The organism is Luteimonas sp. S4-F44, from assembly GCF_022637415.1.
In the GTDB taxonomy this organism is placed as follows: domain Bacteria; phylum Pseudomonadota; class Gammaproteobacteria; order Xanthomonadales; family Xanthomonadaceae; genus Luteimonas.
The window spans coordinates 3,099,358-3,119,056 of the sequence record NZ_CP093340.1 but is presented as its reverse complement, the minus strand read 5'-3'; the positions used below and the strand labels follow the sequence as shown (position 1 = coordinate 3,119,056).

The 19,699-nt window shown below is 66.7% G+C and carries 16 protein-coding genes; 15 read left to right on the top strand and 1 reads right to left on the bottom strand.

The window, feature by feature from the left end:
• Nucleotides 1–3: 3 nt before the first annotated feature.
• The 6 genes from MNO14_RS14075 to MNO14_RS14050 all read left to right on the top strand — a co-directional run bounded on the left by MNO14_RS14075 (nucleotide 4) and on the right by MNO14_RS14050 (nucleotide 10,679).
• A complete protein-coding gene (locus MNO14_RS14075) occupies nucleotides 4–1,620 on the top strand; it encodes a bifunctional GNAT family N-acetyltransferase/carbon-nitrogen hydrolase family protein (protein ID WP_241944318.1) in 1,617 nt (538 codons plus the stop codon).
• Nucleotides 1,620–3,464, top strand: a complete 1,845-nt coding sequence (lpdA, locus tag MNO14_RS14070) for a dihydrolipoyl dehydrogenase (protein ID WP_241944317.1) — start codon at nucleotides 1,620–1,622, stop codon at nucleotides 3,462–3,464. The genes MNO14_RS14075 and lpdA overlap by 1 nt, the downstream gene beginning before the upstream one ends.
• Nucleotides 3,465–4,162: 698 nt before the next feature.
• Entirely contained in the window at nucleotides 4,163–7,306 is a 3,144-nt protein-coding gene (locus MNO14_RS14065; protein ID WP_241944316.1) for a TonB-dependent receptor, read from the top strand.
• Nucleotides 7,307–7,355: 49 nt separating this feature from the next.
• Nucleotides 7,356–8,111 carry a SapC family protein gene (locus MNO14_RS14060; RefSeq protein ID WP_241946351.1) on the top strand — a complete coding sequence of 252 codons (756 nt, stop codon included), beginning with the start codon at nucleotides 7,356–7,358 and terminating at the stop codon, nucleotides 8,109–8,111.
• A 4-nt stretch (nucleotides 8,112–8,115) separates the two neighbouring features.
• Nucleotides 8,116–9,129: a cupin-like domain-containing protein gene (locus MNO14_RS14055; protein ID WP_241944315.1), complete on the top strand. Its 1,014-nt coding sequence runs from the start codon at nucleotides 8,116–8,118 to the stop codon at nucleotides 9,127–9,129.
• Between the two features lie 20 nt (nucleotides 9,130–9,149).
• The gene (locus MNO14_RS14050; protein WP_241944314.1) at nucleotides 9,150–10,679 is read left to right on the top strand and encodes a tryptophan halogenase family protein; all 1,530 of its coding nucleotides are present in this window, start codon (nucleotides 9,150–9,152) and stop codon (nucleotides 10,677–10,679) included.
• 81 nt (nucleotides 10,680–10,760) lie between these two features.
• Here the strand turns inward: MNO14_RS14050 and MNO14_RS14045 are convergent, their stop codons facing one another.
• Nucleotides 10,761–11,681 (bottom strand): hypothetical protein, encoded by a 921-nt coding sequence (locus MNO14_RS14045; RefSeq protein WP_241944313.1) that lies wholly within the window; start codon nucleotides 11,679–11,681, stop codon nucleotides 10,761–10,763.
• A 636-nt stretch (nucleotides 11,682–12,317) separates the two neighbouring features.
• Here MNO14_RS14045 and MNO14_RS14040 point away from each other — a divergent pair.
• The 9 genes from MNO14_RS14040 to MNO14_RS14000 all read left to right on the top strand — a co-directional run bounded on the left by MNO14_RS14040 (nucleotide 12,318) and on the right by MNO14_RS14000 (nucleotide 19,631).
• The gene (locus MNO14_RS14040) at nucleotides 12,318–12,695 is read left to right on the top strand and encodes a hypothetical protein (protein ID WP_241944312.1); all 378 of its coding nucleotides are present in this window, start codon (nucleotides 12,318–12,320) and stop codon (nucleotides 12,693–12,695) included.
• A gap of 43 nt (nucleotides 12,696–12,738) precedes the next feature.
• A complete protein-coding gene (gene atpB / locus MNO14_RS14035; RefSeq protein WP_241944311.1) occupies nucleotides 12,739–13,533 on the top strand; it encodes a F0F1 ATP synthase subunit A in 795 nt (264 codons plus the stop codon).
• A gap of 84 nt (nucleotides 13,534–13,617) precedes the next feature.
• Nucleotides 13,618–13,908 carry a F0F1 ATP synthase subunit C gene (gene atpE / locus MNO14_RS14030; protein ID WP_183427994.1) on the top strand — a complete coding sequence of 97 codons (291 nt, stop codon included), beginning with the start codon at nucleotides 13,618–13,620 and terminating at the stop codon, nucleotides 13,906–13,908.
• A gap of 108 nt (nucleotides 13,909–14,016) precedes the next feature.
• Nucleotides 14,017–14,487, top strand: a complete 471-nt coding sequence (locus MNO14_RS14025) for a F0F1 ATP synthase subunit B (protein ID WP_241944310.1) — start codon at nucleotides 14,017–14,019, stop codon at nucleotides 14,485–14,487.
• Nucleotides 14,488–14,497: 10 nt separating this feature from the next.
• Nucleotides 14,498–15,019, top strand: a complete 522-nt coding sequence (locus MNO14_RS14020; RefSeq protein WP_241944309.1) for a F0F1 ATP synthase subunit delta — start codon at nucleotides 14,498–14,500, stop codon at nucleotides 15,017–15,019.
• Between the two features lie 52 nt (nucleotides 15,020–15,071).
• Nucleotides 15,072–16,622: a F0F1 ATP synthase subunit alpha gene (gene atpA, locus MNO14_RS14015; protein WP_183427991.1), complete on the top strand. Its 1,551-nt coding sequence runs from the start codon at nucleotides 15,072–15,074 to the stop codon at nucleotides 16,620–16,622.
• A 123-nt stretch (nucleotides 16,623–16,745) separates the two neighbouring features.
• Nucleotides 16,746–17,606 carry a F0F1 ATP synthase subunit gamma gene (atpG, locus tag MNO14_RS14010; protein ID WP_241944308.1) on the top strand — a complete coding sequence of 287 codons (861 nt, stop codon included), beginning with the start codon at nucleotides 16,746–16,748 and terminating at the stop codon, nucleotides 17,604–17,606.
• Nucleotides 17,607–17,705: 99 nt separating this feature from the next.
• Nucleotides 17,706–19,106 carry a F0F1 ATP synthase subunit beta gene (atpD, locus tag MNO14_RS14005; RefSeq protein WP_241944307.1) on the top strand — a complete coding sequence of 467 codons (1,401 nt, stop codon included), beginning with the start codon at nucleotides 17,706–17,708 and terminating at the stop codon, nucleotides 19,104–19,106.
• A 102-nt stretch (nucleotides 19,107–19,208) separates the two neighbouring features.
• Nucleotides 19,209–19,631 (top strand): F0F1 ATP synthase subunit epsilon, encoded by a 423-nt coding sequence (locus MNO14_RS14000; RefSeq protein WP_047137719.1) that lies wholly within the window; start codon nucleotides 19,209–19,211, stop codon nucleotides 19,629–19,631.
• The last annotated feature ends 68 nt before the right edge of the window (nucleotides 19,632–19,699 follow it).

The following is a 19,699-nucleotide window of genomic DNA, read 5'->3' as shown; positions in this document are numbered from 1 at the left end:
GGCATGAGCGATCCGTCCACGCGCGAGCGGGCGCGGTTGACGCTGCGCCATGCCGACATCGCCGACATCCCGGCGATCGTCGCACTGAGCGAGCGCGTCTACGGACACGACAACGGGTACACGGCCGAGATGCTCAACGGCCAGATCGCGCAGTTTCCGCAGGGCGTGTTCGTGGCGTTCTACGACGGCGTGGCGATTGGCTACTGCGGCACGTTCCGCATCGACGAGCGCACCGCGATGGCGCCGCACCGTTGGCTGGAAATCTCCGGCGGCGGCTATGCCTCACGGCACCTGTCGACCGGCGACTGGCTCTACGGCATGGAGGTCTGCGTCGACCCCGACCATCGCGGGCTGCGCATCGGTCGCCGGCTCTACGAGATGCGCAAGCGGTTGTGCCAGGAGCTGCGGCTCAAGGGCATCGTGTTCGGCGGGCGGCTGCCGGGTTTTTCGCGGCGCGCCCGCGCCTACCGCGGCGACGTGCGCGCGTACGTCGCCGATGTGCGCGCCGGGCGCATCCGCGACCGCGCGCTGAGCTTCCAACTGCGTAACGGCTTCGAGCTGATCGGCGTGCTGCCCGGCTACCTGCCCCAGGACACCGAGTCGGCCGGCTACGCGGCGCACCTGGTCTGGCGAAATCCCAAGATCGATCCGGATGCCGACCCGCGCGGCACCGCACGCCCGCTGCCCGATTCGGTGCGCGTGGCGACAGTGCAGTATCAGCAGCGGCGTGTCGCCTCGTTCGAGGAGTTCGCCACGCAGGTGGAGTACTTCGTCGATATCGCCGCTGACTATCGCGCCGACTTCGTGGTCTTCCCCGAGCTGTTCACGCTGCAGCTGTTGTCTGTGAAGAACAGGCCGCTGTCGCCGGTCGACTCGTTGCTGGCGCTCACCAGCTACACCGAGCGTTTCGCGCAGCTGCTGTGCGAACTGGCGGTCCGCCACAACATCAATATCATCGGCGGCTCGCATCCGACCCGGACCAGCGACGACGACGACGGCAAGGTGCGCAACATCTGCTACGTCGCGCTGCGCGACGGCTCGCTGCATACCCGCGACAAGCTTCATCCCACGCCCAACGAGCGCACCTGGTGGGGGATCGGCGGCGGCGACAGCGCCCAGGCGATCATGACTGACTGCGGGCCGATCGGTGTGATGATCTGTTACGACAGCGAATTCCCCGAACTCGGCCGGCACCTGGTCGACCAGGGCGCGATGATCTTGTTCGTGCCGTTCTGCACGGACACTCGCGAGGGCTACCTGCGGGTGCGCTACTGCTCGCAGGCGCGCGCGGTGGAGAACCAGTGCTACGTGGTGCTGTCGGGCAACGTCGGCAACCTGCCGGGCGTGAACAACTTCGACATCCAGTACGCGCAGAGCTGCATCCTGACGCCCTGCGATTTCCCGTTTGCGCGCGACGGCGTTGCCGCCGACACCACGCCCAATGTCGAGCAGGTGGCCTTCGCCGACCTGCGCCTCAACGATCTGACGGTCGCACGCAACGACGGCACCGTGCAGAACCTCAACGACCGCCGCCACGACCTGTATACGCTGAGCTGGGCTCGGCGCCCGGCGTCGCGCGTGGCGGTGCCAGAACAGACGCAACCCCCGGAGAACGCGTGATGGCCAAGACCCTCGAAGTGACAGTCCCCGACATCGGCGGCTACGACGACGTGCCGGTGATCGAGGTGCTGGTCGCCGTCGGCGACACCGTCGCCAAGGACCAGGGCCTGGTCACGCTGGAGTCGGACAAGGCGACGATGGAAGTGCCGTCCTCGCATGCGGGCGTGGTCAAGGCACTGAAGGTCAAGGTCGGCGACACGTTGTCGGAAGGCAGCGTGGTCGCGGTGATCGAAGCCGAGGGCGACGCCGAAGGCGGCGCCAAGCCGGCTGCGGAATCTGCCGACAAGGCACCCCCACCCCCGGCCTCCCCCGTGAGCGGGGGAGGGAGCAAACGCGAGGCGCCGGGCAGCAACCCGCCGGTCGCGCGCTCACATCGTGCGCCGGCCGAGCCCGAAGCGGTGCAGGCGGCCCCGTCGTCGGGCCGCAAGGCCGACGTGGAATGCCGCATCGTCGTGCTCGGCTCCGGCCCCGGTGGCTACACCGCCGCGTTCAGGGCTGCCGATCTCGAACTCGACACCGTGCTGATCGAGCGTTACGACACGCTCGGCGGTGTCTGCCTCAACGTCGGTTGCATCCCGTCGAAGGCGCTGCTGCATGCGGCCGACGTCATCGATCAGGCGCAGCACGCCAGCGACTACGGCGTGGACTTCGGCGCTCCGAAGATCTCGCTCGACAAGCTGCGCACCTATAAGGACAAGGTCGTCGGGCAGCTGACCAAGGGCTTGGCCGGGATGGCCAAACAGCGCAAAGTGCGCGTGGTCGCCGGCACCGGCACCTTCGTGTCGCCGAACGAAATCGAAGTGGTCGCCCAGGACGGCAAGACCACGCTGGTGCGCTTCGAGCAGTGCATCATCGCCGCCGGCTCGCAGGCGCTCAAACTCCCGGGCTTCCCGTGGGACGACCCGCGCGTGATGGATTCGACCGACGCGCTGGAACTGGCCGAGGTGCCCAAGCAATTGCTGGTCGTGGGCGGCGGCATCATCGGTCTGGAGATGGCCACCGTGTACCGCGCGCTGGGCGCGCAGGTCACCGTGGTCGAGCTCGCCGACCAGCTGATGCCCGGTGCCGACAAGGACCTGGTCAAGCCGTTGGCCGACCGGCTCAAGAAGCAGGGCGTGTCCGTGCACTTGAAGACCAAGGTCGTCGAGGCCAAGCCGGAGAAAACGGGCATCGTCGTCGCGTTCGACGGCGAGAGCATTCCGGACACGACGTTGTATGACCGCGTGCTGGTCGCTGTGGGCCGTTCGCCCAATGGTGGCAAGATCGGCGCCGACAAGGCCGGTGTGCGCGTGGGCGAGCGCGGTTTCATCCAGGTCGATGCGCAGATGCGCACCAACGTGCCGCATATCTTCGCGATCGGCGATCTGGTCGGCCAGCCGATGCTGGCCCACAAGGCCACGCACGAAGGCAAGCTCGCGGCCGAGGTCGCGGCGGGCGAGAAGAAGGAATGGGTCGCGCGGGTGATCCCGTCGGTGGCCTACACCGATCCGGAGATCGCCTGGGTCGGCATCACCGAGAACGAAGCCAAGGCCAAGGGTCTGAAGGTGGGCGTGGGCAAGTTCCCGTGGGCGGCCAGCGGCCGCGCGATCGGCCTGGGCCGGACCGAGGGCTTCACGAAGTTGGTGTTCGACGAGGCCACCCACCGGATCGTCGGTGCCGGCATCGTCGGCGTGCATGCCGGCGACCTGATCGCCGAAGCTGCGCTGGCGATCGAGATGGGGGCCGAGGTCGCCGACATCGGCCACACGATCCATCCCCATCCCACGCTCAGCGAATCGGTGGCGATGGCCGCCGAGGTCTACGACGGCACGATCACCGATCTCTACCTGCCCAAACGCAAGTAGTCGTCCAACGCGCGGAGGCCGCGCAGGCCGGCCCACGCCGATGGGCCGGGCACACCGCAGCGCCGTCGAACGACGGCGCGGACTGCGGCAGAGCGCGACGCGCTTCACCGGCTGCGTGCAGCCCGCGTCGCTTTCACGCGAGCGCACGAACAGGGCGCTCGCGTTCGACGTGCGGGCGAATGCCTGAACATGCCTTGGCGGCGCGGCCTCAGCCGCTTGGCAGGACGCGAGCGCTGAACAGTCGCGCGATCCGCATCGGCAGCAGACCGGCAGGCCCGGCCACCTGAGGCGCCGCGCGCAGCGGACGCGTACGCCGTACGCTCCCGATTTGTTGCAGTGCATGGTGACAACGCCGCCCGGCCGCTATACATCTGGCGCCGAAATGGTAGCGCTATCAGTCTCGCTGCCTTTCGCGATATGCGGTGCGCTGGGAGGCAGTGCGCCGGGCCGGGGGGCCGGGCGCGGTGCGGGGGTGACGAAGACCGTTTCGCCAGGATCGTTTGCAGAACAGAGCAAACGGACGCCGCCGGTTCGGGGTGCCCGTTTCGCCGGGAAGCAGGCGCTTCGTCGAGTCCGAGCGCGCGTGCGAGGTACGGAAGTCGGTAGTGCCGCATCCGCCACTTGCGGAGATGGATCGTGACGTACGCCGGGAGCAGCCAGCTCGCGGTTGTTCCCATTCCGATGCTGAGGACCCGTCAATGAGCATGAAGTTCAGGCGTTTGAAGTCGACCGCAATGTTCACCTTCGTGGGGGGGGCGCTGATCATCAACCCCGCGTTCGCGCAGCAATCGCAGACGGCGTCCGTTCCGAACGCGGACACGCGTGCCGCCTCCGAGCCGCAGGACGCCACGACACTCGATGCGGTCGTGGTCAGCGGCATCCGCAACAGCCTCAGCCAGGCGATGGACACCAAGCGCGAGGCAGCGGGCGTGATCGATGTGATCAGCGCCGAGGACATCGGTAAGTTCCCCGACACCAATCTCGCCGAGTCGTTGCAGCGCATCACCGGCATCTCGATCGAGCGCCGCGACGGCGAGGGCGCGCAGGTCACCGCCCGCGGCTTCGGGCCGCAGTTCAACATGGTCACCCTCAACGGCCGCCAGGTGCCCGGCGCCGACGCCTTTGGCGCGGCCGGCCAGGTCGCCATCGGCGGCGTGGACGGTGGGACGCGCGCGTTCAACTTCGCGCAGTTGGCGGCCGAATCGATCAGCGGCATCGAGGTGTACAAGACCAGCCAGGCGCATGTGCCGAGCGGCGGCATGGGCGCGACCATCAACATCCTCACCGACAGGCCCTTCAACCACACGGGCATCGTCGCCAGCGCCGGCGCCAAGGCGGTGTCCGACCGCAGCCAACTGTTCGAAGACGATTTGACGCCTGAACTGTCGGGCATCTTCAGTTACACCAACGCCGATCGGACCTTCGGTGTGGGCCTGAGCGGCAGCTACCAGAAGCGCAAGGGGGGTTCGGTACAGGCCACCGAGAACTATTGGAACATCCAGCCGTGGACGGGCACGATGCCGGGCAATCCGCAGGTGAGCAACGCGCCTGGCGTGGGCGATCTCTACGCACGCCCCAACGACCTGCGCTACGCATTCTCCGAATTCGACCGTGAGCGTATCAACGGCCAGGCCGTGCTGCAGTTCGCGCCCACCGACAGCCTGACCCTGACGCTGGACTACACCTACTCCACCAACGAGATCACCGAGAACCGCGGCGAGCAGGGCATGTGGCTGCAGAACAGCGACTACACGCACGTCGAGTTCGACACCTCCGGAGCGGTGGCCACACCGATCTACCTGCGTGAAATCGCCGGCACCAAGGACTTCGGTCTCGAGCAACAGCGGAGCATGCAGAAGTACCGGCTGGGCTCGCTGGGCTTCAATGCGGTCTGGGACGTCAACAGCGATTTCCGGCTGAGTTTCGATGCGCACAACTCCAAGACCGAAAGTCTGCCCAACGATCCGCTCACCGGTGGCGGCTCGATTTTCATGAGCGTGGCGGGCACCAACAACTGCACCACCGGCCCCCATTGCGGCGGCTCTTGGGTGCAGGAATTGTTCTTCAACAACGGTCTGCCGGTCGGCACCCAGACCTGGTATCCCACCACGGCCGACGCGATTGCCGGGACCAACGGGGTCGTCAATCCCGGCTTCGTCGCCGGTGAGATCGGCTCCCAGGTGTTGCGCGTCAATGCGCAGACCCAGGTCAGCGAGATCGAGCAGGCCCGACTCGACGGCGAATGGGTCTTCGACCAGGGGCGCTTCCAGTTCGGCGTGGATTCCAGCACGGCGAAGACCCATCGTCTGCAGGCGGCGGAGGCGTACTCGACGTTGGGCGACTGGGGGGTGGCCAATGTCGATGGGGATGTAGCGGGCGGCCTGATGGATCTGTTGCAGCCGCTGGACCTGGTGGGCCTGTTCCACGGGCGCAGCATCAGCAGCTGGCCGGCCTGGCGCGGCGATGCCGGTGCGCTCGCCCAATGGGCGCGGGGGCAGTACGGCGTCGGCCTGGGCGTGAGCCCGCAGAACGCGGCGGACAACCGGGTGGAGGAGAAGACCCGCTCGGCCTACATGCAAGTCTCGCTGGACGGCGAACTGGGGGGCTTCACGACCAATACCCGCATCGGCGTGCGCTACGAGACCACCGATGTCGTTTCCACGTCGATCATCGCCACCCCCGAGGCGATCGAGTGGCAATCCAACAACGATTTCCGCATCGTGCTGTCCGACCAGCTCGAGCCCTTCAGCGAGTCGAGCAGTTACAGCTACATCCTCCCGAACGTGGATTTCAGCATCGACTTCAGCGACCAGCTCAAGGGCCGGGCCTCGTTCGGAAAGAGCATTGCGCGTGCGCCCTACGGCAATCTCTACGCGGGCCCCGGCGCGCAGCAGCCGTTCGGTTCGGTCCTGCTGGACCCGTCCAGCCGAGCCAGCGGCAACGCGCAGAATCCATCGCTCAAGCCGCTGGAGTCGGACAATCTCGACTTCGCGCTGGAGTGGTATTTCGCCGAATCGAGCTACGTCTCGCTGACCTACTGGCACAAGTCGGTCAGCAATTTCGTCGGCAACACGGTGAGCCAGGAATCGCTCTACGGCCTGACCGACCCGACCTCCGGCCCCGACGCCCAGGCCGCGCTGGCGTTCTTGCAGAGCGCGCAGTGCCGCGAGCAGGTGGGACCGGCCAACGCGGCCGCGTGCTCGGGCAACGACACGTCGCTGTTCACCGCGCTGGCGCTGCTGCGCAACGATCCGGCGGGTCTGGGGGCGTTCAACGGCACCGGCGCCCAGGCGCTGGCGACCGAAGCCGCCTACGATCTGTACGGCACGCCGGACGATCCGCTGTACCTGTTCAACGTCAACCGGCCGATCAACCAGAACCAGTCCAAGCTGCACGGCTGGGAGCTCGGCGGCCAGTACTTCTTCGGCGACAGCGGGTTCGGGATCCTGGCCAACTACACCGTCGTGCAGGGCGATGTTGGCTACGACGATGGCGGCGATCCGGGCATCGACCAGTTTTCGCTGACCGGGCTGAGCGATACCGCCAACGTCATGTTCATGTACGAGAAGTACGGCTGGTCGGTCCGCCTGGCCTGGAACTGGCGCGACGAGTACCTGATCCTCGCCAACCAGGGCGCCAGCCGGAACCCCTACTACGTGGAGGCCTACCAGCAGTGGGATCTGAGCGTGAACTACGCGCTCGATGCGCACTGGTCGTTCGGGCTGGAAGCGATCAACTTGACCAGCGAGGAGGTGCGTTGGCACGCGCGCACCGATCAGCAGATGATGAAGCTGGCCGATCAGCGTCCGCGCTACATGCTGGGGGTGCGCTACAAGTTCTAGAGGGCGCGGCGTGACGTTGCAGATTTCGATCCCGCACGGTGGAGAGGTGATGGCGCGTTACGAACTGCTCAACAATGTGGCGCACAAGGATCTGCGTATCGCGACCGGCTTCGGCCCGCAGTTCGGCGACGACGTGGGCATGGTGCCGGCATTCCCCAGCGAGTACGCCGAACTGCAGCGTGAGTACCCGATCTTCTTCCGCAAGGATGCGGACGGGCAGTGGGGCTCGGTGGCGTTGCTGGGATTCGAACAGCGGGAAAACCTGTACCTGCGCGACGGCCGATGGAACGCCGCCTACCTGCCCGGTGCCGCGGCGAAGGGGCCGTTCCTGATCGGTTTCCAGGAGCAGCGCATCGACGGTGAGCTGCGCCGCGAGCCGGTGATCCATGTCGATCTCGATCACCCGCGGGTCAATACGGGCGAGGGCGAGCCGGTATTCCTGCCGCAGGGCGGCAACAGCCCGTACCTCGATCATGTCGCCGGCGTGCTGCGCGGCATCCGCGATGGCGTCGCGTTCGGCGCGGCCATGCTCGCGGCCTTCGAGGCGCTGGGGCTGCTCCAGCCGGTGACGCTGGCCGTGGACCTGGACGAGCGCCATCGGGTGGATGTCGCGGGTCTGTACAGCATCGACCGCGAGGCCCTGGCGGCGCTGGACGGCCCGGCGTTGGCGCGGTTGAACCAGGCGGGCTATCTGGAAGGGGCGTATATGGTCCTGGCCTCGCTGCACAACGTGCGCCGGCTGATGGCCGAGAAGCAGCGCCGCCTGCGCGAGCAGGACGCGGCGATGCCACGCGCGGACGCCTGAGCGCATGTCCGCGGCCATGCGCGCAATCGAGGTTCGCGACGCGGCCGCGCTGCCGCTCGATGCGCTGGTGTCCGAGGGGCAGCCGGTGTTGCTCAAGGGTGTGGCGCGCGACTGGGGACTGGTGCGTGCGGGCGAGGTCTCGACCGACTCGGCCATGGCGTATCTGCGCGGCTTCGACACCGGCCGGCCGGTCCCCTATTCGTTCGGCGATCCCACGATCCAGGGACGCCCCTTCTATACCGAGGATTTCGGCGCTCTGAATATCGAGGTCCGTCGCGGCGGACTCGGTGAGGTGCTGGATGCGATCGCGGCCCATCTCGACGACGCACAACCGCCGACCTACTACGTCGCCTCGCTGTCGGTGGCGGGCGCCTTGCCCGGGTTCAGCCAGCAGAACGATCTGCGTCTGGCCGAGCGCGGTGTTCCTGCGGCGCCCGGCATCTGGATCGGCAACCGGGTCGTGGCCTCCTGTCATTACGACGTGCCGGACAACCTCGCCGTCTGCGCGGTAGGACAACGGGCGTTCACCGTGTTCCCGCCCGAGCAGATCGACAACCTCTATCCCGGGCCACTCGATCCCACGCCCGGCGGGCAGGTCGTGAGTCTGGTCGACTTCGACCGGCCCGACCCGGCGCGCCATCCGCGCTTTCGCGAGGCGCTGGCGCATGCGCAGACCGCGCTGCTGGCGCCGGGCGATGCGATCTTCATCCCCGGCATGTGGTGGCACCACGTGCGCAGCCTCGCGCCGTTCAACGTGCTGGTCAATTACTGGTGGCGCAACGCGCCGGCATTCCTGCCGTCGCCGGTGTCGGCGCTCCAGCACGCGTTGTGGGCGATCCGCGACCTGCCGGAGCGGGACAAGGTGGCCTGGCGCCAGGTCTTCGACTACTACGTGTTCGGGCCGAGCGCGCGCGCGGGCGCACACATCCCCGAACCGGCGCGCGATGTGCTGGGGCCGATCGACGAGACGCGGGCGCGACGTCTCCGCGCCCTGTTGCTCGGCCAATTGAACCGGTGAGTGGACAGGGAGGCGAGGCGATGGACGAGCACCAGGCACCGCCCGGCCGGATACGCAAGGTGGTCATCGCCGGCGGCGGCACGGCGGGCTGGCTGGCCGCGTGTGCGCTCGCCCACCAGTTCCGCGACCGGCTGGACATCACGCTGGTGGAGTCCGAGCAGATCGGCACGGTCGGCGTGGGGGAATCCACGGTGCCGCCGATCCGCACCTTCCATCGCTTTGTCCAGATCGACGAGCAGGCGTTCCTGCGCGCGGTGTCCGGCACGTTCAAGCTCTCGATTTCGTTCGAGCACTGGCGACGCCCCGGCGATCGCTACATCCACCCGTTCGGCGTCACCGGGCAAGGGACGTGGGCTGCAGCCTTCCATCATTTCTGGCTCGACAGCCGACGCCGGGGAATGCAGTCGGAACTGGGCGACTTCTGCCTGGAATCGCTTGCCTCGCGCGCCGACCGGTTCTCGCTCGACACCGACCCGCAGGTCAACTACGCCTACCATCTCGACGCCGGCCTCTACGCGAAGTTCCTGCGCGCGCAGGCCGAGCGGCATGGCCTGGTGCGCATCGAGGGCCGGATCGAAGCGGTCGTGCGCCATGCGACCAGCGGCCATGTCGAGGCGCTGGTGCTGGATGGCGACCGGCGGATCGACGGCGACCTGTTCATCGATTGCACCGGCTTTCGCGGTCTGTTGATCGAGCAGACCCTGCAGACCGGGTACGAGGACTGGAGCCAGTGGCTTCCCTGCGATCGGGCGGTCGCGGTCCAGACCGAACCGGTGGGCCCGCCTGTGCCGTACACGCGCGCGATCGCGCATGAGGCGGGCTGGCGATGGCATATCCCGTTGCAGCATCGGGTCGGTTGCGGTCTGGTGTTCTGCAGCCGGTACATGTCCGACGATCAGGCGCAGGCCAAGCTGCTGCGCGAGGTCGGCGCGCGGCCGCTGCGCGACCCCTGGGTGGTGCCGTTTCGCACCGGGCGTCGACGTCAGGCGTGGAACGGCAACGTGGTCTCGTTGGGCCTGGCCAGCGGCTTCATCGAACCTCTGGAATCGACCAGCCTGCATCTGACCATCAGTGCGGTCGTGCGGCTGATCCAGCTGTTTCCGTTCGAAGGCATCTCACCGACGCTGGTGGCGTTGTTCAACGCGGTCAGTCGCGCGGAGATGGAGCACGTGCGGGATTTCATCATCCTGCATTACCACGCCACCCAGCGCGACGAGCCGATGTGGGCGGCGTGCCGGGACATGGCGCTGCCGCCGTCGCTGGAGGTCCGGCTGCAGGCCTGGCGCGAGCGCGCCCATGCCTGGCAGGGCGCCGACGAACTCTTCCGGGTCGATTCGTGGACGCATGTGCTGCTGGGCCAGGGCATCGTGCCCCGGCAGCATCATCCGCTGGCGCGTGCGCTGCGCGACGAGGACCTGCGTCACTTGCTGCGCGCGATCCGCGAGCCGGTCGAGCGTGCGCTCGAGCAGATGCCGTCCCAGCAGGCCTTCATCGATCGCTACTGCAAGGCGGATGCGGCGGTGTGGGGTACGCGATCCGCGGTGCGGTAGGCGGAACCGCAGAAGAACAGAAAGCGCGAAGCCGCGGCCTTGGCCGCGGCTTCGTCGTCCATCCGTTGCCCGCGAGTCGGCTTAGAAGCGGAAGGTCACACCCGCCATCGGACCGTGGACTTTCAGGTCGCCGGTCAGCTTGCCGCCGTAGGGGTAGGGGCCGGCGTCGATCCCTTCGGGCGCGCGCGCCGTGCCCTTGTAGTCGTCGGAGAGCTTGAGGCGGAACCAGTCGTAGCCGGCATGGATGCCGAAGCGCTCGGTGACCATGTACTCGACGATCAGGCCGCCGCGCTCGAAGTGGCCGCGCTCGTCGAGGAAGTCACCCCAGCGGGTGTCGAGGTACTGGGCTTCCAGGCCGACGGTCCAGCGCTCGGCGGGCATCCAGGTCAGCCGGGTGTGCAGACCGGGCGAAAAGCCGTCACGCTTCCAGCGGACCGTTTCGAACTGCGGGTCCACAAGATCGGTGCCTTCGGAAACGCCGTTGGCGAACGCCTCGAGTTCGGCATAGGTGACGCCCAGGCCCAGACCCCACTGGAAGGTGTCGTTCTTGACCACGCTGTACTCGTAATTGAGGCTGGCGAGGCTGAAGGACAGGCGGCCGTCGATGCGGGCGGCGGGGATGTCAATCGGCTCGCCGCTGCCGCCGATCGTGCCGGGGTCGAGCACGGTGCCGCCATAGTTCCAGGTTTCGTCGCGACGGTAGTCGTAGTAGTTGCCGACCAGGGCCTGGCGGTCGCTGATGCGGAAGCCGAACGCACCGCGCGGACGCCATTCGCGGCCGGTGCTGAAGGTCTCGTTGAAACCGAAGGTCGCCTCGTCGGTGCCATCAGTGACGGTGCCGTCGCCCGAGAACCCCAGCTTGGCCTCGGGATTGAATGCGCTCAGGCGCAGGACGAAGCGGTCGTCGCGGCTCTGGGCCTGGGCGGGCATCGCGAGCGTGGCCAGAACCACGGCGGCAGGCAGGGCGGCCAAAGCGAGGGTGCGGAAGGGCGTCGAGGACATCGGCATGCCAAGGTCGTGGGAGAGGAGGCGATGGTCGGTAAGTGAAGGTCTTGCCGGCGTGAAGTGATGGCGCGAATAACGAACGGTCCGTTCATGGATGTCCGGGTCGGCCAGCGGCGGGGGATCTGGAGACGGGCGGCCTGCGCGGTTGGCCGGGCCAGACCGATTCGCGACGCGGGGCGCGCCCGGGTCAAGGCAGGGTGAGCACGGAGGGTATGCGCGGCCACTGTCGCGCATCCATGCGAATGCCACGCGTGCTGGGCGTGGCCGGACTGCGCAGGGCCTCGCCGAGGGAAGGGCGGCTACCGGGCGGCAGGCCGCTGTCCCTTCGACGCAACGGCAGCGCCAAAAAAAGAGCCCCGGCGGCGGGCCAGGGCTCGGGTGGCGATCTGCGGACACGACCGACGAGGAAAGTACGGCAGATCGGGCACGTAGATCGGACCCCGCGGACGGGCACAAGTTCCGCGCGGCTGCGAAGAAAATTATGAATGGGGCTAAGGATTTGCTGGCGTCGGCCCCCAGCCGGGAACAGGACCTTCGCCGGTTGTGGGCCAAATGGCTCCGCTGCTATACTTTTGCGGCTCGACGGGGCCGTTTCGACGCGTTCCGTGTCCCTCAGATGCCCAGGATCCTGATGTGTTGACATCCGTCGCTGTCGGTCGGCGGCTGACACAGCGCGCACTCGTCTGGCAGGCGGTGGCGATCGCAGTGACGGCCGTGGCCTTCCTTGCAAAGGATGGCGCCTGGGCGCTGGCGGCTGTACTGGGCGGCGCGGCGATCGCGATCGGCGGCTGGCTGTCGAGCGTGATTGCGCTGGGGGGCGGGGTCAATCCTTCGGCAGGTGCGCTTGCGCGGCTGCTGGCGGGAATGGCGCTGAAGTGGGTCGTGGTGGTGGCCGTGTTGCTGCTGGGCACAGGAATGGCGGGTTTGCCGCCGGTTCCGATGCTCGCCGGGGTCGTCGTCGCGCTCTTCGCGCAGTTGCTTGCGATGGCCAGGCCTCCGGCCGGCTCCTGACACTTGGGCACTGAATTTCAAACACAGGCAGGTCTTCGATCTTATGGCGGCTGATTCGGAACTGACCCCAACCAGCTACATCCAGCATCACCTGCAGAACCTCGTCTGGAACGAAGAGGGCGGCTTCTGGGCGTTGCATCTGGACACGCTGATCACCTCGCTGCTGATGGGCGGCCTGATGGTGCTGATGTTCTGGATGGCGACGCGCAAGGCGACGTCCGGCGTGCCGGGCAAGTGGCAGGCGTTCGTCGAGATCTGTCTGGAGTTCGTCGACAAGCAGGCGCGCGACACGTATCACGGCACCAGCAAACTGGTGACGCCGATCGCGATCACGCTGTTCTTCTGGATCCTGCTGATGAACCTGCTGAAGATGATTCCGGCAGACTTCATCGCCAAGCCGCTCGAGCTGGCCGGCGTGCATTACTGGAAGCCGGTGCCGACCGCCGACGTCAATGCGACGCTGGGCCTGTCGATCAGCGTGTTCTTCCTGACAGTCTTCTTCGCGCTGCGGTCCAAGGGCCTGGGCGGGCTGACCAAGGAATTTCTGACCGCACCGTTCGGCAAGTGGATGGTGCCGTTCAACTTGATCCTCAACATCGTCGAGTGGCTGAGCAAGCCGATTTCGCTGGCGATGCGACTGTTCGGCAACATGTTCGGCGGCGAGATCGTGTTCCTGCTGATCTGGGTGCTGGGCGGCGCCGGCCTGCTGGGCATGCTCGGCGGCGGCGTGCTGGGCCTGGGCTGGATGCTGTTCCATCTGCTGGTTATTCCGCTGCAGGCCTTCATCTTCATGATGCTGTCGATCGTCTACCTCAGCCTCGCCGAAGACAGCCACTGATCGGCCGGCGACACCCGATTTCGTTTCACCTTTTGTCTCAATCCCAGTTCCACCCTTAACAAGCAATCCGTTCCGGAGAAAACAATGGAAATCGCACTGACCTCGTTCGCTCAGATCCAGGCTTCGACCGTTCTGGCCGTCGGCATCATGATCGGCCTGGCCGCACTGGGCGCAGGTCTGGGTCTGGCCATCATGGCTGGCAAATTCCTCGAGTCGGCTGCGCGTCAGCCCGAGCTGATCCCGGTGCTGCAGGTCCGCATGTTCATCACCGCCGGCCTGATCGACGCCGCGTTCATCATCTCGGTCGCTGTCGGCCTGCTGTTCGCGTTCGCCTCGCCGTTCGTCGGCCCGATCGCCGCCCAGATCGCCGGCTGATCCGGACGAGCGCAGGCGCTTTCCGATGCGGCCGACCTACGGCCGCATCGGCGATGACAGCGGGCATGTACGCATGCCCGCCCCTTCACGACAGGCAGCCACAAGCCCATGAATATCGGTCTGACCCTAATTGCACAGGCGATTGCGTTCGCCGCCCTGATCTGGCTCATCGCGACCAAGATCTGGCCGCCGTTGCTCAATGCCATCGAAGAGCGCCAGAAGAAGATCGCCGATGGCCTGGCCGCCGCCGACAACAGCCAGCGCGCGCTCGCGCTGGCGCAGGAAACCGCCAACGAGGAACTCAAGGCCGCGCGTGTGAAGGCCAATGAGATCATCGAGCAGGCGCACCAGCGCGCCAACCAGATCGTCGATGCCGCCAAGTCTGAGGCCGTCACCGAAGGGCTGCGCCAGAAGGCGCTGTTCGACGCCGAGATCCAGGCGTCGGCCACGCGGGCACGCGAGGATCTGCGTCGTCAGGTCTCGATGCTGGCGGTGACCGGCGCCGAGCGCCTGCTCAAGCGCGAGATCGACGCCAACGCCCACAAGGCGCTGCTCGACGAACTCGCTGCTGAGATCTGAGGCCGACACGATGACGCTGACGATCGCCCGTCCCTATGCCCGCGCCGCGTTCGCGATCGCGCGCGATGCCGGCCGGTTCGCGCCGTGGTCGGACGCGCTGGCGTTCTCGGCGCGCATCGCCGCTGATCCGCAGGCCGCCACGGTGCTGGGTCACCCGGCGCTGACGCATGCCGATGCCGTCGCGCTGCTCGCCCCCGAGGGTGCGGACGAGGCGTTCGCCTCGTTCCTGGCGTTGCTGGCCGAGAACGGCCGCTTGCCGCAGCTGCCCGAGATCGCCGGACTCTACGAGCAACTGCGCGCCGAGGCCGAACACGTGGTGCTGGCCAAGATCACGTCGGCCACCGCGCTGCCCGACACCGAGGTCGAGCAGATCCGCAGCGCGCTCAAGCGCCGCTTCGGTCGCGAGGTCCAGGTCGAGACCGCGGTCGACGACTCACTGATCGGCGGCGCGGTGATCGCGGCGGGCGATGTGGTGATCGACGGCTCGCTGAAGGGCAAGCTGGCGCGCCTGCAGTCCGCGCTGGCGCACTGACACGAATTTCAATTGCAACGCCGGCGGCGACGCCGACACAAGGGAATCCCCGATGGCTACCACGCACCTCAATCCCTCCGAGATCAGCGAGCTGATCAAGTCCCGCATCGAGAAGGTCAAGCTGTCCGCCGAGTCGCGCAACGAAGGCACGGTCACCAGCGTGTCCGACGGCATCGTGCGTCTGCACGGCCTGGCCGACGTGATGCAGGGCGAGATGATCGAACTGCCCAACGACACCTTCGCGCTGGCGCTCAACCTCGAGCGCGATTCGGTCGGTGCGGTGGTGCTGGGCGACTACGAGCACCTGCGCGAAGGCGACGTGGCCAAGACCACCGGCCGCATCCTCGAAGTGCCGGTCGGTCCGGAACTGCTCGGCCGCGTGGTCAACGCGCTCGGCGAGCCGATCGACGGCAAGGGTCCGATCGACGCCAAGCTCAGCGCGCCGGTCGAGCGCGTGGCGCCGGGCGTGATCTGGCGCAAGTCGGTCGACCAACCGGTGCAGACCGGCTACAAGTCGGTCGACGCGATGATTCCGATCGGCCGCGGCCAGCGTGAGCTGGTCATCGGCGACCGCCAGACCGGCAAGACCGCGATGGCGATCGACGCGGTGATCAACCAGAAGAACACCGGCATCAAGTGCGTGTACGTGGCGATCGGCCAGAAGGCCTCGACCGTCGCCAACATCGTGCGTCGCCTCGAAGAGAACGGCGCGCTGGCGCACACGATCGTCGTTGCCGCGACCGCGTCCGAGTCGGCCGCGATGCAGTACATCAGCGCCTACTCGGGCTGCACGATGGGCGAGTACTTCATGGACCGCGGCCAGGACGCGCTGATCGTCTATGACGACCTGTCCAAGCAGGCGGTGGCGTACCGCCAGATCTCGCTGCTGCTCAAGCGCCCGCCGGGCCGCGAAGCGTATCCGGGCGACGTGTTCTATCTGCACTCGCGTCTGCTCGAGCGCGCCGCGCGCGTGTCCGAGGAGTACGTCGAGAAGTTCACCAATGGCGAGGTCAAGGGCCAGACCGGCTCGCTGACCGCGCTGCCGATCATCGAGACCCAGGCTGGCGACGTGTCCGCGTTCGTGCCGACCAACGTGATCTCGATCACCGACGGCCAGATCTTCCTGGAAACCGACCTGTTCAACGCGGGCATCCGTCCGGCGGTGAACGCCGGTATCTCGGTGTCGCGCGTCGGCGGCTCGGCGCAGACCAAGATCATCAAGAAGCTCTCGGGCGGCATCCGCATCTCGCTGGCGCAGTACCGCGAGCTGGCGGCGTTCGCGCAGTTCGCCTCCGACCTCGACGAGGCGACCCGCAAGCAGCTCGAGCGCGGCCAGCGCGTGACCGAACTGATGAAGCAGAAGCAGTACCGGCCGATGTCGATCGCCCACCAGGCGCTGTCGATCTACGCGGTCAACGAGGGCTACCTCGACGACGTGCCGGTCTCCAAGATCCTGGCATTCGAAGAAGGCCTGCATGCCCACTTCGACAACACCGACGGCGCACTGATCGAGAAGATCAACGCCTCGGGCGGCTGGAACGACGAGATCGAGGCGGCGTTCAAGAAGGGCATCAGCGAGTTCAAGGCCACCGGCTCCTTCTGAGCCGGCGGGGCGGGTGGTGCGTGATGGGTGATGCGTAACAGCAACAACAGGTGCGTGACGGCACGCGATTCGCTTCGAATCGCGATGTCCCGATCACGAATCACCGCAAGCGGAGCGAGCTAAATGGCTGGTGGACGGGAAATCAAGACCAAGATCAAGAGCGTGCAGAACACCCGCAAGGTGACGCGCGCGCTGGAGATGGTCTCCGCATCGAAGATCCGCAAGGCGCAGGACCGGATGCGGTCCTCGCGTCCGTACGCCAACGCCATGCGGCAGCTGATCGGGCACCTGGCGCAGGCCAGCTCCGAGTTCCAGCACCCCTACCTGGTCGAGCGCGAGATCAAGCGGGTCGGCTACATCGTTGTCTCTTCGGACCGCGGCCTGGCCGGCGGCCTGAACAACAATCTGTTCCGCAAGCTGCTCGGCGAGATCCGTCAGTGGCAGGACAAGGGCGTGCAGGTCGACGTGGTGACGATCGGCCAGAAGGCGACGGTGTTCTTCCGCCGTCTGAAGGTCGACATGCTCGCCAGCGTGACCCACATCGGCGATACGCCGGAAGTCGAACAGCTGGTCGGCATCATCAAGGTGATGCTCGACGGCTACACCGACGGCCGCCTGGACCGGGTATTCCTAGCCTACAACCACTTCGTCAACACGATGACCCAGAAGGCCAGCTTCGACCAGCTGCTGCCGCTGCCGACCTCGGAGACGAAGGTGGTCAAGCACGACTGGGATTACATCTACGAGCCGGACGCCGAATCGGTGCTCGCCCACGTGCTCACCCGCTACATCGAATCGCTGGTCTATCAGGCGGTGATGGAGAACGTGGCCTCCGAGCACGCCGCGCGCATGGTGGCGATGAAGGCCGCCAGCGACAACGCGACCAAGCTGATCGACACGCTGAATCTGGTCTACAACAAGGCCCGCCAGGCGGCGATCACACAGGAAATCTCCGAGATCGTCGGCGGTGCCGCAGCGGTGTAACGCGAGTCCCTTCGCAACAGCCCGCACATCAGTGTGCGGACTTTCCAAACAAGCAGCGACGCGTTCGCTCAGAAAATTTCAGAGCTAGAGGTTCTCATCATGAGTCAGGGCAAGATCGTTCAGATCATCGGCGCCGTCGTCGACGTCGAGTTCGCGCGCAACGAGGTACCGAGGGTCTACGACGCACTGAAGGTCGACGGGACGCAGATCACGCTGGAAGTGCAGCAGCAGCTCGGCGATGGCATCGTGCGCGCGATCGCGCTCGGTTCCACCGACGGCCTGAAGCGCAACCTGGTGGCCGTCAACACCGGTCGCGGCATCTCGGTGCCGGTCGGTACCGGCACGCTGGGCCGGATCATGGACGTGCTGGGCCGCCCGATCGACGAAGCCGGCGACGTGCAGGCCTCCGACCACTGGGAAATCCACCGTGCGGCGCCGTCGTACGAGGACCAGGCCTCGACCACCGAACTGCTCGAGACCGGCATCAAGGTCATCGATCTGATGTGCCCGTTCGCCAAGGGCGGCAAGGTCGGCCTGTTCGGCGGCGCCGGCGTGGGCAAGACCGTCAACATGATGGAACTGATCAACAACATCGCCAAGGCGCACGAAGGCCTGTCGGTGTTCGCCGGCGTGGGCGAGCGGACCCGTGAGGGCAACGACTTCTACCACGAGATGAAGGACTCCAACGTCCTCGACAAGGTGGCGATGGTCTACGGCCAGATGAACGAGCCGCCGGGCAACCGCCTGCGCGTCGCGCTGACCGGCCTGACGATGGCCGAGTACTTCCGCGACGAGAAGGACGAGAGCGGCAAGGGCAAGGACGTGCTGCTGTTCGTCGACAACATCTACCGCTACACGCTGGCCGGTACCGAAGTCTCGGCGCTGCTGGGCCGCATGCCGTCGGCCGTGGGCTACCAGCCGACGCTCGCCGAGGAAATGGGCGTGCTGCAGGAGCGCATCACCTCGACCAAGTCCGGTTCGATCACCTCGATCCAGGCCGTCTACGTGCCCGCGGACGACCTGACCGACCCGTCGCCGGCGACGACGTTCGCCCACCTCGACTCGACGGTGACGCTGAGCCGCAACATCGCCTCGCTGGGCATCTACCCGGCGGTCGATCCGCTGGACTCGACCAGCCGCCAGATGGATCCGAACGTCATCGGCAACGAGCACTACGAGACCGCGCAGCGCGTGCAGTCCACGCTGCAGAAGTACAAGGAGCTCAAGGACATCATCGCGATCCTGGGCATGGACGAGCTGTCGGAAGAAGACAAGCAGGCCGTGTCGCGCGCGCGCAAGATCGAGCGCTTCTTCTCGCAGCCGTTCCACGTCGCCGAAGTGTTCACCGGTTCGCCGGGCAAGTACGTCCCGCTCAAGGAGACGATCCGCGGCTTCAAGGGCATCGTCGACGGCGAGTACGACCACCTGCCCGAGCAGGCGTTCTACATGGTCGGCAGTATCGACGAGGCGGTCGAGAAGGCGAAGAAGATCGCCGCCTAAGCGGCGATCTTCGGTGAATCGGATCGGTGTCCGGGGGCGATGTTCGCCGTCACCGATCTCGCATCACGAATGTAAGTTGAGCGAGCAAAGCGAGCCAAGCCCATGAGCACCATCCGTTGCGACATCGTCAGTGCAGAGGCCGAGATCTTCCACGGCGAGGCGACCCTGGTCGTCGCCACCGGGGAACTGGGCGAGCTCGGCATCGCGCCGCGCCACGCGCCGCTGATCACCCGTCTCAAGCCCGGCAAGGTCGTGGTCACCCAGCCCAATGGCGAGGTGCTCGATTTCGCGATCGGCGGCGGCATCCTCGAGGTGCAGCCCCAGGTTGTGACGATCCTGGCCGATACCGCGATCCGTGCCGACGATATCGACGAGGCCGCAGTCAAGGCGGCCAAGGACGAGGCCGAGCGTGTGCTCGCCGGACGCGGCGAGGCGATGGACGTGGCCGAAGCGCAGCAGAAGCTTGCCGAAGCGGTCGTCCAGTTGCAGGCACTCGAGCGCCTGCGCAAGACGCTCAAGCACTGAGCCGTTTCGCGGTACATTCGTTCGATGACGCCGGCCTTGTGCCGGCGTTTTTCTTTGCGGGCTTCCTT

What these genes read in the sequence shown, in the direction of transcription:
- MNO14_RS14020 (WP_241944309.1), top strand. Translation starts at nt 14,498, where the DNA reads ATGACGCTGACGATCGCCCGTCCCTATGCCCGCGCCGCGTTCGCGATC.
- MNO14_RS14055 (WP_241944315.1), top strand. Translation starts at nt 8,116, where the DNA reads ATGTCCGCGGCCATGCGCGCAATCGAGGTTCGCGACGCGGCCGCGCTG.
- MNO14_RS14045 (WP_241944313.1), bottom strand. Translation starts at nt 11,681, where the DNA reads ATGTCCTCGACGCCCTTCCGCACCCTCGCTTTGGCCGCCCTGCCTGCC.
- atpB (WP_241944311.1), top strand. Translation starts at nt 12,739, where the DNA reads ATGGCGGCTGATTCGGAACTGACCCCAACCAGCTACATCCAGCATCAC.
- MNO14_RS14050 (WP_241944314.1), top strand. Translation starts at nt 9,150, where the DNA reads ATGGACGAGCACCAGGCACCGCCCGGCCGGATACGCAAGGTGGTCATC.
- atpE (WP_183427994.1), top strand. Translation starts at nt 13,618, where the DNA reads ATGGAAATCGCACTGACCTCGTTCGCTCAGATCCAGGCTTCGACCGTT.
- MNO14_RS14000 (WP_047137719.1), top strand. Translation starts at nt 19,209, where the DNA reads ATGAGCACCATCCGTTGCGACATCGTCAGTGCAGAGGCCGAGATCTTC.
- atpG (WP_241944308.1), top strand. Translation starts at nt 16,746, where the DNA reads ATGGCTGGTGGACGGGAAATCAAGACCAAGATCAAGAGCGTGCAGAAC.
- MNO14_RS14060 (WP_241946351.1), top strand. Translation starts at nt 7,356, where the DNA reads ATGGCGCGTTACGAACTGCTCAACAATGTGGCGCACAAGGATCTGCGT.
- MNO14_RS14025 (WP_241944310.1), top strand. Translation starts at nt 14,017, where the DNA reads ATGAATATCGGTCTGACCCTAATTGCACAGGCGATTGCGTTCGCCGCC.
- MNO14_RS14065 (WP_241944316.1), top strand. Translation starts at nt 4,163, where the DNA reads ATGAGCATGAAGTTCAGGCGTTTGAAGTCGACCGCAATGTTCACCTTC.
- MNO14_RS14075 (WP_241944318.1), top strand. Translation starts at nt 4, where the DNA reads ATGAGCGATCCGTCCACGCGCGAGCGGGCGCGGTTGACGCTGCGCCAT.
- atpA (WP_183427991.1), top strand. Translation starts at nt 15,072, where the DNA reads ATGGCTACCACGCACCTCAATCCCTCCGAGATCAGCGAGCTGATCAAG.
- lpdA (WP_241944317.1), top strand. Translation starts at nt 1,620, where the DNA reads ATGGCCAAGACCCTCGAAGTGACAGTCCCCGACATCGGCGGCTACGAC.
- atpD (WP_241944307.1), top strand. Translation starts at nt 17,706, where the DNA reads ATGAGTCAGGGCAAGATCGTTCAGATCATCGGCGCCGTCGTCGACGTC.